Raw genomic sequence first — 13,162 nt, 5'->3', positions numbered from 1 at the left:
CCGGCCCCGTCGGCCCTGTCGGGCCCTGCCGGACCTCTCGGGCCCCCTCCCACCCCCCGCCCCGTCCGCCCCGCCGGGGACACGGGCCCTCCCTGGTCGCACGGCTCCCGCACGCGGGCGCGCGGGAGGCGTACAAGGTGTCCTGCAAGGAGCGCCGCACCGAACTCGAGGAGCTGCTGGAGGGGTGACCGGCACGGACCGGCACAGGACGCTTCCCCTTCACTGCTTGTTGATGCACCGTCAATCCAGGGCTTCTAGGTTCCCGAAGCGCTCGACCCCGCCGCCCCGCCCGGGGCGGCCGGTCCGGTCACGAACCTCCTGGAGTGACAAGTGGAACGTCGCAGTTTCCTGCGTGGAGCGGTCATCGGCGGTACCGCCGCCGCCTTCGGCGGCACCCTCATGCGTGGCGCGGCCTACGCGGCCCCCGCGCAGCCGGGTCCCGGTCCGTACGGGGCGCTCGGCGCGGCGGACGCCAACGGCATCCAGTTGCCCAGCGGCTTCACGAGCCGGGTGATCGCCCGGTCCGGGCAGAAGGTCGGCTCCACCACGTACACCTGGCACAACGCCCCGGACGGCGGCGCCTGCTTCGTGAACGGCACGGGGTGGATCTACGTCTCGAACTCGGAGATCAATCCCGGGGGCGGCGCGAGCGCCGTCACGTTCTCCTCGACGGGCGCGATCACCGGCGCGTACCGCATCCTGTCGAACACCCGCACCAACTGCGCGGGCGGCAAGACCCCGTGGAACACCTGGCTGTCCTGCGAGGAGGTCAGCCTGGGGTACGTCTACGAGACCGACCCGTACGGGGTGAACCCCGCCGTGCGGCGGGACGCCATGGGGCGCTTCAAGCACGAGGCCGCCGCCGCCGACCCGGTGCGCAAGGTGGTCTACCTGACCGAGGACGAGTCCAACGGCTGCCTGTACCGCTTCGTCCCCACCACCTGGGGCGACCTGTCCTCCGGCACCCTCCAGGTGCTGAGGGCCGGCACCGCCACCTCCGGCAGCTTCACCTGGGCGACCGTGCCGGACCCGGACGGCTCGCCCACCTACACCCGTGACCAGGTCTCGGGCGCCAAGCGGTTCAACGGCGGCGAGGGCTGCCACTACGCCAACGACACCGTCTGGTTCACCACCAAGGGCGACAACCGCCTGTGGCAGCTGAACCTGGCGAGCAACACCTACGAGCTGGCCTACGACGACTCCCTGGTGACCGGCGGCACCGCCCCGCTGACCGGGGTGGACAACGTCACCGGCTCGTCCTCCGGGGACCTGTTCGTCGCGGAGGACGGCGGCAACATGGAGATCTGCGTCATCACGCCGGACGACGTCGTGGCCCCCTTCCTGCGGATCAACGGCCAGTCCGGTTCCGAGATCTGCGGCCCGGCCTTCTCGCCGGACGGCAGGCGGCTGTACTTCTCCAGCCAGCGCGGCACCACCGGCAGTTCGTCGGGCGGCATCACCTACGAGGTGACGGGGCCGTTCCGCGCGTAGCGCCGCCGCTGCGGCTGCTGCCGCCCGGGCTGGGCGCCGCCCCCGTGGAGGAGGGCGGCGCCCAGTGGCGTCAGGGTGTGGAGCACGGAACTGCCCTGGCGGAGGGTGACCACGAGGCCCGCGTCCCGCAGCACGCCCGCGTGCTGGCTGGCGGAGGCGAGGGAGACGCCCGCGCGGCGGGCCAGCTCGCTGGTCGTCCCGCCCTGGCCGATGGCCCGCAGGACCGCGCAGCGGGTGTGCCCGACGAGCCGGCCCAGCGGGGACGCCCCAGGTTCGGCCGGCCCCGACACGGGCGCGTCGGTGTGGGTGACGGGGTAGACGAGGACGGGCGGCAGGTCCGGGTCGCGCAGCACCACCGGGTTGCCCCGGCAGAAGTAGGAGGGCTGGAGCAGCAGGCCGCGCCCGTTCAGCCGCAGGTCGCGGTCGACCGGGTAGTCGGCCTCCAGCACCGGCGCGCGCCAGCGCAGCACCGGCGGCAGGGAGGCGAGCAGTTCGTCGGCGCCGCCGTCCAGCAGGGCGCGGCCGCGTACCGCCCGGTCGGCCTCCACGCGGGCCTCGATGTGCGACCAGTACGGCTCGATGGCGGCCCGGTGGTAGCCGCGGAGCGCCCCGACGAGCCGCCCGAACGGCTCCTGGCGGCCCTCCGCGAGGTCGCGCGCCCAACCGGGCAGCGGGGCGCCGCCGGGCCGTGAGGCGGCCAGCAGGGCCAGCTCCGTGTGGACCCGGGCGGGTGGGGTGGCCCGCACCGCCTGGAGGCCCGTGTCGAGGCCGTCCAGGCCCTGCGGCGGGGTCAGGAAATCCGGGAAATAGCCCCGCGTCGGCACGAGCGCGCCGAGCAGTCGCGTTTCACCGTTCAACCGCGCCCGCGATTCCGAACGCCATGCGCCGTAGACGAGCGCGCCGCGCCGGTCCCGCAACCGGTGAAAGCTGAGAATCGTTTCCCACAACGCATCCGGCCGGGCCGCCATCCGGACCCCGGCAAGGTCGTCCCCGGTGAAATGAATACGCAGCACTGAACCCACCCCTGTTGCATCCGCAATCACCCCCCGCCAATGAGTATGCATGCCATCACACGCCGTCACCATGGCATTTCAGCCACACTTGAAACGCATCGCGGAGACCGGGGGTGAACCGAAAAGCTGTACGGCGTCGGGCAGGAAACCTTCAGGACCGAGGTGACGTGGTGAAGACCGTGGGGGGCTTCGCGCGTCCGGCGGCGGACCTGAAAGGTTGCGGCTCTCCAGCCCGGCAGGGGTAATGGGGCGCGGTCGGCGGGTGGGGATCCGGTGGCCGCGCTCCGCCCGTTCTTTGCGGGATGAATCACCTGATTCGACCGGACATTGGCCGGTACATTGACCTGACATAAAGGTCCGGTGTTCAACAGCCCGGAATTCAACCGGCCGCAATGCAACAGGAACCCCCAATTCCTCTCCCGGTGGCCCGAGCGCCGCGCCCCGGGCAGCCCCGCACCCGCCCGCGCCCCGGCGCTCCCGGCGCCCTCTCCTGGGCCGGCACCCCGTGCCGGAACCCGCGCCCGGCGCCCGGCGCAGCCCCTCCCGCCCCGGCCCAGGGCCCCGGCCCGGGGCTCCGGCACCCCTCCTCGGCCCCGCCCCCCGCCCCGCACGCGTACGGCCCCCGGAGCGGGGCTCCGGGGGCCGTACGGGGCGACGACGGGGCGGACACCTCCGCACAAGGTGTCCGCCCCGTCTCTCTTGGTGACCGGAGCCGCCGCCGATCGGTGAGGGTCGGGGACCAACGGCGGCTCCGGTGTCTCGGTGCCGGACCGTCCGGGCGACGGACGGTCCGGCCACGGTTCAGCGGCTGTCGCTCCCGCTCGACTGCGCGGCCGCGCGGCCCGCCTCCAGGCGCGCGACCGGGATCCGGAACGGCGAGCAGGAGACGTAGTCCAGGCCCACCTCGTGGAAGAAGTGCACCGACTCGGGGTCACCGCCGTGCTCGCCGCACACGCCGAGCTTGATGTCCGGGCGGGTGGCACGGCCGGCCTCGACCGCGCTGCGCACCAGCGCGCCGACGCCGTCCTTGTCGATCGTCTCGAACGGGCTGACGCCGAAGATGCCCTTCTCCAGGTACGCGGTGAAGAAGCTGGCCTCCACGTCGTCCCGGGAGAAGCCCCACACCGTCTGGGTGAGGTCGTTGGTGCCGAAGGAGAAGAACTCGGCGCACTCGGCGATCTGACCGGCGGTCACCGCGGCGCGCGGCAGCTCGATCATCGTGCCGAGCGCCAGCTTCAGCTCGACGCCGGTCTCCGCCTGGACCTCGGCGATGACCTGCTCGGCCTCGTCGCGGACCAGCTCCAGCTCCTGGACGGTGCCCACCAGCGGGATCATGATCTCGGCGCGCGGGTCGCCCTTCGCCTCGATGCGCTGGGCGGCGGCCTCGGCGATGGCGCGGACCTGCATGGTGAACAGGCCGGGGATGACCAGGCCGAGGCGTACGCCGCGCAGGCCCAGCATCGGGTTCTGCTCGTGCAGCCGGTGGACGGCCTGGAGGAGGCGCAGCTCGTTCTCGTGCGGCTCCTTGCGGGCCTCGGCGAGGGCGACGCGCACCGACAGCTCGGTGATGTCGGGCAGGAACTCGTGCAGCGGCGGGTCCAGCAGGCGGACCGTGACCGGCAGGCCGTCCATCGCCTCGAACAGCTCGACGAAGTCGTCCTTCTGGAGCGGCAGCAGCGCCTTGAGGGCCTCGTCGCGCTCCGCGTCCGTGTCGGCGAGGATCAGCCGCTCGACGTACTGGCGGCGGTCGCCGAGGAACATGTGCTCGGTGCGGCACAGGCCGATGCCCTGGGCGCCGAAGCGCCGCGCCCGCGAGGCGTCCTCGGCGTTGTCGGCGTTGGCCCGTACGCGCAGCCGGCGTACCCGGTCCGCGTACGCCATGATCCGGTGCACGGCCTGGACCAGCTCGTCGGCGTCGTCGGCGCCGGCGTGCATGCGGCCCTCGAAGTACTCGACGACCGGCGACGGCACGACGGGGACCTCGCCGAGGTACACCTTGCCGGTGGAGCCGTCGATGGAGACGACGTCGCCCTCCTCGACGACGTGCCCGCCGGGCACGGTCATCCGGCGGCGCTTGGTGTCGACCTCCAGCTCCTCGGCGCCGCAGACACAGGTCTTGCCCATGCCGCGCGCGACGACGGCCGCGTGGGAGGTCTTGCCGCCGCGCGAGGTGAGGATGCCCTCGGCGGCGATCATGCCGTCCAGGTCGTCCGGGTTGGTCTCGCGGCGGATCAGGATGACCTTCTCGCCGGACCGGGACCACTTGACGGCGGTGTACGAGTCGAAGACGGCCTTGCCGACGGCGGCGCCCGGCGAGGCGGCGATGCCGCGCCCGACCTGCTCGACCGCGGCCTTCTCGTCGAAGCGCGGGAACATCAGCTGGGCGAGCTGGGCGCCGTTGACGCGCTGGAGGGCCTCGGCCTCGTCGATCAGGCCCTGGTCGACGAGCTGGGTGGCGATCCGGAAGGCGGCACCGGCGGTGCGCTTGCCGACGCGGGTCTGGAGCATCCACAGCTGGCCGCGCTCGATGGTGAACTCGATGTCGCAGAGATCCTTGTAGTGGTTCTCCAGCGTCTCCATGATCTGCATCAGCTGGTCGTACGACTTCTTGTCGATCGACTCGAGGTCGGCCAGCGGCACGGTGTTGCGGATACCGGCGACGACGTCCTCGCCCTGCGCGTTCTGAAGGTAGTCGCCGTACACGCCCTGGTGGCCGGAGGCGGGGTCGCGGGTGAAGGCGACGCCGGTGCCGGAGTCGGGGCCGAGGTTGCCGAAGACCATGGAGCAGACGTTGACGGCCGTGCCGAGGTCGTGCGGGATGCGCTCCTGGCGGCGGTACAGCTTGGCGCGCTCGCCGTTCCAGGAGTCGAAGACGGCCTTGATGGCCAGGTCCATCTGCTCGCGCGGGTCCTGCGGGAAGTCGCGGCCCGCCTCGGCCTTGACGATCTTCTTGAAGTGCTTGACGAGCTTCTTCAGGTCGCCGGCGTCGAGGTCGGTGTCGACGGTGACCTTCTTGGCGGCCTTCGCCTCTTCGAGGGCCTCCTCGAAGAGCTCGCCGTCGACGCCGAGGACGGTCTTGCCGAACATCTGGATGAGGCGGCGGTACGAGTCCCAGGCGAACCGCTCGTCCCCGGCCTGCTGGGCCAGGCCCTCGACGGACTTGTCGGAGAGTCCGATGTTGAGGACGGTGTCCATCATGCCGGGCATGGAGAACTTGGCGCCGGAACGGACGGAGACCAGAAGCGGGTTGTCGGCCTGACCGAGCTTCTTGCCCATCTTCTTCTCGAGGGCGTCGAGGTGCGCGGTGACCTCGTCGCGCAGCTCGACGGGCTCGTCACCGCTGTCGAGGTAGACCTTGCAGGCCTCGGTGGTGATGGTGAAGCCGGGAGGCACCGGGAGACCCAGGTTGGTCATCTCGGCGAGGTTGGCACCTTTACCGCCGAGCAGGTCCTTCAGGTCCTTGTTGCCCTCGGTGAAGTCGTACACGAACTTCTGATCTTTGTTTTCCGACACGGGTCTCGACTCCTCGAGGACTCGGTGGCTGCCCTGACGGCGAGGAACATACCCAGATCGAAGGCTTCTGGGTACGTACGCCTACCCGTCATACGGCCTTAACCACCCGTCCGCCAGCAGATCGAAAGTGACTCAGCGGTAGATCGTCGGGCCCGACTCCTTCAGCCTCCGAATGACCTTTGACCCAAAGCTGGGGATACTCGCTCACTTGAGCGCCACACGAGCCACGTGAGTTCAAGTCTTGAACACAAAAAGGGTGGCACTCAGTGCCACCCTTTGAGAAGTGCATCCGCTCAGTTCGCGCTCATCTGAGCGCAACCCCTATCAGGGGTGGCGAGAATCACGCCCCGCCGGAGCCTCGGATTCCACGATCCGGACGCTCCCCGCACCGTGTGCGGACACCTCCGACACGCCTGGCGGACACCCGCCCGCGTCACCCGCCCGAGGTGTCCAGTTCCGCGTCGGCGCTGACGGCGGCGCAGTCGTAGGGGTCCTTCAGCCATCCGTCCGGCAGCACGACCCGGTTGTTCCCGGACGTCCGGCCGCGCGGCCCGTCGGCCCCGGCCGGCCACGCCTGGTCCAGATCGAGCTCGCTCAGCTGAGCGCGCAGCTCGTCCAGGGACGAGGTGACCGCCAGCCTCTTGCGCATCTCCGAACCGACCGCGAACCCCTTCAGGTACCACGCCACGTGCTTACGGAAGTCGATGACGCCCCGGGTCTCGTCACCGATCCACTCCCCCAGCAGCCGCGCGTGCCGGACCATCACGTCGGCGACCTCGCGCAGGCTCGGCGCCGCCGCCCCGCCGGTGCCCTCGAAGGCGGCCACCAGGTCCCCGAACAGCCACGGCCGCCCCAGGCAGCCGCGCCCGACGACCACCCCGTCGCAGCCGGTCTCGCGCATCATGCGCAGCGCGTCGTCCGCCGACCAGATGTCGCCGTTGCCGAGCACCGGGATCTCCGGGACGTGCTCCTTCAGGCGTGCGATGGCGTCCCAGTCCGCCGTGCCGCCGTAGTGCTGGGCGGCCGTCCGGCCGTGCAGGGCGATGGCCGTCACGCCCTCCTCGACCGCGATGCGCCCGGCGTCCAGGAAGGTGATGTGGTCGTCGTCGATGCCCTTGCGCATCTTCATGGTGACCGGCAGGTCCCCGGCGTTGGAGACCGCCTCGTTCAGGATCGCCCGCAGCAGCGGCCGCTTGTAGGGCAGCGCGGAGCCGCCGCCCTTGCGGGTCACCTTGGGGACCGGGCAGCCGAAGTTCAGGTCGATGTGGTCGGCGAGGTCCTCGTCGACGATCATCCGGACCGCCTTGCCGACCGTCACGGGGTCCACCCCGTACAGCTGGATCGACCGCGGCGTCTCCGTCTCGTCGAAATGGATCAGCTGCATCGTCTTCTCGTTGCGCTCGACCAGCGCCCGTGTCGTGATCATCTCGCTCACGAACAGCCCCTTCCCGCCGCTGAACTCGCGGCAGAGGGTGCGGAACGGGGCGTTGGTGATGCCGGCCATCGGCGCGAGCACCACCGGCGGCTGCACGGTGTGCGGCCCGATGGCAAGGGGACTGAACGCGGTCATGCCCCCCATTGTCACCCACGTCCCGAGGGGATCGTTAGTTAGGCGTACTTTGAATACATGCCGGAGCTCACCCCCCGCCGACAGCGGCTGGTCCTGGCGATCTGCTGCATGAGCCTGCTGATCGTCAGCCTGGACAACACGGTCCTCAACGTCGCCCTGCCCTCCATGCGCCGGGAGCTGGGAGCGGACGTCGCGGGGATGCAGTGGACCATCGACGCGTACACGCTCGTCCTGGCGTCCCTGCTGATGCTCGCCGGCTCCACCGCCGACCGGATCGGCCGGCGCAAGGTGTTCATGGCGGGGCTGGTCCTCTTCACGCTCGGCTCGGCGCTCTGCTCCCTCGCTCCGAACCTGCCCTCCCTCGTCGCCTTCCGCATGGTCCAGGCGGTGGGCGGTTCGATGCTCAACCCCGTGGCGATGTCGATCATCACCAACACCTTCACCGAGCCACGCGCGCGTGCCCGCGCCATCGGCGTCTGGGGCGGGGTCGTGGGCATCTCCATGGCGGCCGGGCCGCTGGTCGGCGGGGTGCTGACCGACACCGTCGGCTGGCGCTCCATCTTCTGGATCAACCTGCCGGTCGGACTGCTGGCCCTCCTGCTCACCTTCCGGTACGTCCCCGAGTCCCGCGCCCCCCGGCCGCGCCGGGCGGACCCGGTCGGCCAGCTGCTGGTCATGGCGCTCCTGGGCTGCCTGACGTACGCCATCATCGAGGCGCCCGCCGCCGGGTGGACCTCCCCGCTGATCCTGGGCTTCGCGTCGGCCGCCGCGCTCGCCCTGGCCGCGCTGCTGGTGTACGAGCCCCGGCGCGCGGAGCCGCTGATCGATCTGCGCTTCTTCCGCAGCGCCCCGTTCAGCGGGGCGACGGTGGTCGCCGTGTGCGCCTTCGCGGCCCTGGGCGGTTTCCTCTTCCTCAACACGCTGTACCTCCAGGACGTGCGGGGGCTCACCGCGCTGCACGCCGGGCTGTACATGCTGCCGATGGCGGCGCTCACCCTCGTCTGCGCGCCGCTGTCCGGGCGGCTGGTCGGCAGCCGGGGCCCGCGTCTGCCGCTGCTGGTGGCGGGGGTGACGATGACCGCGAGCGGGGTGCTGTTCGCCGCGTTCGAGGCGGAGACGTCCACGCCGCTGCTGTTCACCGGGTACGTCCTGTTCGGCCTCGGCTTCGGCATGGTGAACGCCCCCATCACCGACACGGCCGTCTCCGGGATGCCCCGCGCCCAAGCGGGCGTCGCCGCGGCGGTCGCCTCCACGAGCCGGCAGATCGGCCAGACGCTGGGCGTCGCGGTGATCGGCGCCGTCCTGGCCGCCGGCCTCGCGCCCGGCGCCCACACCGACGGCTTCGTCGCCGCCAGCCGCCCGGCCTGGTGGGTCGTCACCGGCTGCGGCCTGCTCGTCCTCCTGGTCGGCGCGGCCACCAGCGGCCCCTGGGCCCGCGCCACCGCCGCCCGGACGGCCCGGCGCCTGGAGGAGCCGGAGCCCGTCCCCGCCCGGGGCTGAGGAGCGGCGAGCACGAGGGCCGCTCCCCCACGGCCCGCAGCCGGGCCACCGGACACGAGGGCCGCGCAGGGTCGCCCCGCAGGGGCCGGCGGCGCGGTCACGGCACCCCTCACGACCGGCACCCGCCCACGCACCCGACCCGCACCCGACCATCCCCGGCGATGCAGAAGCACCCATGCAAAAGCCCGGGCCACCCGTCGAAGGGTGACCCGGGCCCTGCTTCGCGCCGTGCGACATATCGCCGTGCGCGGTCCGGGGGGAGGCGACCGCCGGCGGTCAGCTCTCCTGCGGCTCGCCGCCCACGGGCTGCTCGTCGCCCACAGGCTGCTCGTCGCCGAGGGCGCGCTCGCGCATCTTGCGCAGCAGCTCCTGCTTCTGGTCGGCGGCGGCCCTGCGGTCGGCGGCGCGGGCGGGGGCGGAGCCCTGCTGGTCGGCGCGGGACAGCTTCTTCCGCTGTCCGCCTACGCCGAGAAGGTTGTTACGGCTCTTGGCCACGGATTCTCCATCGTGGTGAGAAGTGATTCGACAGGCGCGTGGGGGGCGGGGGGTCTGGCCCGCCGCACTCTCACTCGTAGATCGGAAGGAATGGCATGCCGTGACGGTACCCCGCCCGGGAGGGCGCGGCATCCACTTTTTCGATGGAGTAACGAGTGACAGATATTGAAATCTGTCACTCGTCATGTCACGGTGGAGGGGTCACCCCACCGCCCACCCCGCTCCCGAGGAGCCCCCATGACCTCCGCGACCACGCTCCCCACCCGCACCCTGGGAACCACCGGCCCCCGGGTCTCCGCCCTGGGCCTGGGCTGCATGGGCATGTCCGCGCTGTACGGCGCCGCCGACCGCGCCGAGTCGATCGCCACCATCCACGCCGCCCTGGACGCGGGCGTCACGCTGCTCGACACCGGCGACTTCTACGGCATGGGCCACAACGAGCTGCTCATCGCCGAGGCCCTCCGCACCGCGCCCGCCGCCGTCCGGGAACAGGCCCTCCTCAGCGTCAAGTTCGGCGCCCTGCGCACCGTCGAAGGCCGCTTCACCGGCTACGACGGCCGCCCGGAGGCGGTGAAGAACTTCGCCGCGTACTCGCTCCAGCGCCTCAGCACCGACCACATCGACGTGTACCGGATCGCCCGCCTCGACCCGGACGTGCCGATCGAGGAGACCGTCGGGGCGATCGCCGAGCTGGTGGAGGCCGGCCACGTACGCCACATCGGCCTGTCCGAGGTCGGCGCCGAGACCCTGCGCCGGGCTGCCGCCGTCGCGCCGATCGCCGACCTCCAGATCGAGTACTCGCTGCTCTCGCGCGGGATGGAGGACGAGATCCTGCCCACCGCACGCGCCCTGGGCATCGGCATCACGGCGTACGGGGTGCTGTCCCGCGGCCTGATCAGCGGCCACTTCCCCCGCGACCGCGCCCTCGCGCCCGGAGACTTCCGGAGCAACAGCCCGCGCTTCCAGGGCGACAATCTGCGCCACAACCTCGACCTGGCCGACCGGCTGGGCAAGGTCGCCGAGCAGAAGGGCGTCACGGTCGCACAGACGGCCATCGCCTGGGTGCTCGCCCAGGGCGAGGACATCGTCCCCCTCGTCGGAGCCCGCCGCCGCGACCGGCTCGCCGAGGCACTCGGCGCCCTCGACGTCACGCTCGACGCGGGCGACCTCGCCGCCGTCGAGGCGGCCGTCCCGGCGGGCGCGGCCGCCGGGGAGCGGTACTCGCCGGCGGCCATGGCGGACCTGGACAGCGAGCGCTGACCCTCCCGCCCGGCCGGGTACCTTCGGTTCCATGAGCACCGAAGCGCTGACACCCGACCGCATCCTCGAAGCCACCGAGGAAGTGCTGCGCCGCTACGGTCCCGGCAAGGCGACGGTGGTGGACGTGGCCCGCGCCCTCGGCGTCAGCCACGGCAGCGTCTACCGCCACTTCCGCACCAAGGCGGCGCTCCGTGAGGCCGTCACCGAGCGCTGGCTGGAGCAGGCGGTGACCGAGCTCGCCCCGCTCGCCGAGGGGCCGGGCCCCGCCGCCGAGCGGCTCACGACCTGGCTCTCCGCCCTCTTCGCGGCCAAGCGCCGCAAGGCGGGCGGCGACCCGGAGCTGTTCGCGACGTACGAGGTGCTGATCGGCGAGAGCAGCGCTGTGGTGGCCGAGCACGTTGACCACCTGGTGGGGCAGCTCGCCCGGATCATCGAGGACGGGCACCGGCAGGGCGAGTTCGCCGCACCGGAGAGCGGCTTCACCATGACCGCCCGCGCGGTGTTCGACGCCACCGACCGCTTCCACGACCCGGTGCACGCCGCCGAGTGGAGCGCCCCGGACATCGACGACGCCTTCGCGGCGGTCCTCGCCCTGGTGCTGCGCGGCCTGCGGGCCTAGGGCGTGTTTCGAAAGTAGCGTCGTTCGCCCGGAGGGCGGGGCTGGGGGCGCCTGGTGCGTGCAATCGCCAGGCGGAGGGTGGGGGCACCTCCCGCGCCGCCAGGCGCAGGGGGCGAGAGCGCAGCGGGCTGCGCCGACGACCGACAACGCAGCGAGTGTGCGTGCCAGGTGTTCCCAGCCAGACGGGACTTTCGAAACACGCCCTAAGGGCGGCCCCGCACGCCGAAGCCCCCGGCTCCCACAGGGAACCGGGGGCTTCGCGCGTCCGCGGAAGGCGTCAGCAGCCGAGCAGGCGGCTGCCCAGGTAGCCCTGGATCTGGTCCAGGGAGACGCGCTCCTGCTTCATGGTGTCGCGCTCGCGCACGGTCACCGCGTTGTCGTCGAGCGTGTCGAAGTCGACCGTGACGCAGAACGGCGTGCCGATCTCGTCCTGGCGGCGGTAGCGGCGGCCGATGGCGCCGGCGTCGTCGAACTCGATGTTCCAGTTCTTGCGCAGGTCGGCCGCCAGGCCCTTGGCCTTCGGCGACAGCTGCGGGTTGCGGGACAGCGGCAGCACCGCGACCTTGACCGGCGCGAGGCGCGGGTCGAGGCGCATCACGGTGCGCTTCTCCATGACGCCCTTGGCGTTCGGGGCCTCGTCCTCGTTGTACGCGTCGAGGAGGAACGCCAGCATCGCGCGGCCGACACCGGCGGCGGGCTCGATGACGTACGGCGTCCAGCGCTCGCCCGCCTCCTGGTCGAAGAACGACAGGTCGGTGCCCGACGCCTTGGAGTGGGCCGACAGGTCGTAGTCGGTGCGGTTGGCGACGCCCTCCAGCTCGCCCCACTCGCTGCCGCCGAACTGGAAGCGGTACTCGATGTCGGCGGTGCGCTTGGAGTAGTGGGAGAGCTTCTCCTGCGGGTGCTCGTACCAACGCATGTTCTCCTCACGGAGACCGAGGTCGCGGTACCAGTTCCAGCGCTGCTCCATCCAGTATTCCTGCCACTGCTCGTCCTCGCCCGGCTTGACGAAGAACTCCATCTCCATCTGCTCGAACTCGCGGGTGCGGAAGATGAAGTTGCCCGGAGTGATCTCGTTCCGGAAGGACTTGCCCATCTGCGCGATGCCGAACGGCGGCTTCTTGCGCGAAGTCTGCTGCACCTGGGCGAAGTTGGTGAAGATGCCCTGGGCGGTCTCGGGGCGCAGGTAGGCGACCGAGCCGGAGTCCTGGGTCGGGCCGAGGTGCGTGGAGAGCAGGCCGGAGAACTGCTTGGGCTCGGTGAAGGTGCCCTTGTTGCCGCAGTTGGGGCAGCCGAGGTCCTTCAGGCCGTTCTCGGGCAGGCGGCCGTGCTTCTCCTCGTACGCCTCCTCCAGGTGGTCCGCGCGGAAGCGCTTGTGGCAGGAGGTGCACTCGGTGAGCGGGTCGGTGAACGTGGCGACGTGGCCGGAGGCCTCCCAGACCTCGGGGGCCAGGATCACCGACGAGTCGATACCGACGACGTCCTCGCGCGAGGTGACCATGTAGCGCCACCACTGGCGCTTGAGGTTCTCCTTGAGCTCGACACCCAGCGGTCCGTAGTCCCAGGCGGCCCGCTGACCGCCGTAGATCTCGCTGCACGGGTAGACGAAGCCACGGCGCTTGCTCAGGTTGACGATCGAATCGATCTTGTCGGCGGCCACTGTGCTCTCTTCATAACGACGATGGCGAACGGCGAATGCCT

9 protein-coding genes are annotated in these 13,162 nt (G+C 71.4%); 4 read left to right on the top strand and 5 right to left on the bottom strand.

The genetic code is table 11. The features are described from left to right. Nucleotides 1-330 precede the first annotated feature (330 nt). Nucleotides 331-1,491 (top strand): PhoX family protein, encoded by a 1,161-nt coding sequence (locus A4V12_RS26535; RefSeq protein WP_064071961.1) that lies wholly within the window; start codon nt 331-333, stop codon nt 1,489-1,491. Here the strand turns inward: A4V12_RS26535 and A4V12_RS26530 are convergent. The 3 genes from A4V12_RS26530 to dusB all read right to left on the bottom strand — a co-directional run bounded on the left by A4V12_RS26530 (nt 1,461) and on the right by dusB (nt 7,587). Next, nucleotides 1,461-2,504: a helix-turn-helix domain-containing protein gene (locus tag A4V12_RS26530; protein ID WP_107415522.1), complete on the bottom strand. Its 1,044-nt coding sequence runs from the start codon at nt 2,502-2,504 to the stop codon at nt 1,461-1,463. The two genes, A4V12_RS26535 and A4V12_RS26530, sit on opposite strands and share 31 nt — an antisense overlap. Nucleotides 2,505-3,305: 801 nt before the next feature. Continuing rightward, nucleotides 3,306-6,017, bottom strand: coding sequence for a pyruvate, phosphate dikinase (gene ppdK / locus A4V12_RS26525; RefSeq protein WP_064071960.1), 2,712 nt, complete (start codon nt 6,015-6,017; stop codon nt 3,306-3,308). A gap of 433 nt (nt 6,018-6,450) precedes the next feature. Beyond that, on the bottom strand, nt 6,451-7,587 hold the full coding sequence (gene dusB / locus A4V12_RS26520; RefSeq protein WP_064071959.1) for a tRNA dihydrouridine synthase DusB: 1,137 nt from the start codon (nt 7,585-7,587) through the stop codon (nt 6,451-6,453). A gap of 57 nt (nt 7,588-7,644) precedes the next feature. On the opposite strand from dusB, the gene A4V12_RS26515 reads away from it, so the two are divergent. Beyond that, entirely contained in the window at nt 7,645-9,087 is a 1,443-nt protein-coding gene (locus A4V12_RS26515) for an MFS transporter (protein ID WP_064071958.1), read from the top strand. 276 nt (nt 9,088-9,363) lie between these two features. On the opposite strand, the gene A4V12_RS26510 is transcribed toward A4V12_RS26515, so the two are convergent. Further along, on the bottom strand, nt 9,364-9,582 hold the full coding sequence (locus tag A4V12_RS26510; RefSeq protein WP_064071957.1) for a DUF6243 family protein: 219 nt from the start codon (nt 9,580-9,582) through the stop codon (nt 9,364-9,366). A 237-nt stretch (nt 9,583-9,819) separates the two neighbouring features. On the opposite strand from A4V12_RS26510, the gene A4V12_RS26505 reads away from it, so the two are divergent. Beyond that, nucleotides 9,820-10,842 (top strand): aldo/keto reductase, encoded by a 1,023-nt coding sequence (locus A4V12_RS26505; RefSeq protein ID WP_064071956.1) that lies wholly within the window; start codon nt 9,820-9,822, stop codon nt 10,840-10,842. Nucleotides 10,843-10,873: 31 nt separating this feature from the next. After that, nucleotides 10,874-11,461, top strand: a complete 588-nt coding sequence (locus A4V12_RS26500) for a TetR family transcriptional regulator (RefSeq protein WP_064071955.1) — start codon at nt 10,874-10,876, stop codon at nt 11,459-11,461. 277 nt (nt 11,462-11,738) lie between these two features. Here the strand turns inward: A4V12_RS26500 and A4V12_RS26495 are convergent, their stop codons facing one another. Further along, entirely contained in the window at nt 11,739-13,121 is a 1,383-nt protein-coding gene (locus tag A4V12_RS26495) for a glycine--tRNA ligase (RefSeq protein ID WP_064071954.1), read from the bottom strand. Nucleotides 13,122-13,162: the final 41 nt, after the last annotated feature.

Source organism: Streptomyces noursei (assembly GCF_001646665.1).
Taxonomy (GTDB): domain Bacteria; phylum Actinomycetota; class Actinomycetes; order Streptomycetales; family Streptomycetaceae; genus Streptomyces; species Streptomyces lavendulocolor.
Note: the sequence above shows the minus strand (reverse complement) of the source record. Positions and strands in the feature narration are given on the sequence as shown.

Bases quoted from the DNA above. Each gene is read 5' to 3' on its own strand.
- dusB (WP_064071959.1), bottom strand. From the start codon at position 7,587: ATGACCGCGTTCAGTCCCCTTGCCATCGGGCCGCACACCGTGCAGCCG.
- A4V12_RS26515 (WP_064071958.1), top strand. From the start codon at position 7,645: ATGCCGGAGCTCACCCCCCGCCGACAGCGGCTGGTCCTGGCGATCTGC.
- A4V12_RS26505 (WP_064071956.1), top strand. From the start codon at position 9,820: ATGACCTCCGCGACCACGCTCCCCACCCGCACCCTGGGAACCACCGGC.
- A4V12_RS26500 (WP_064071955.1), top strand. From the start codon at position 10,874: ATGAGCACCGAAGCGCTGACACCCGACCGCATCCTCGAAGCCACCGAG.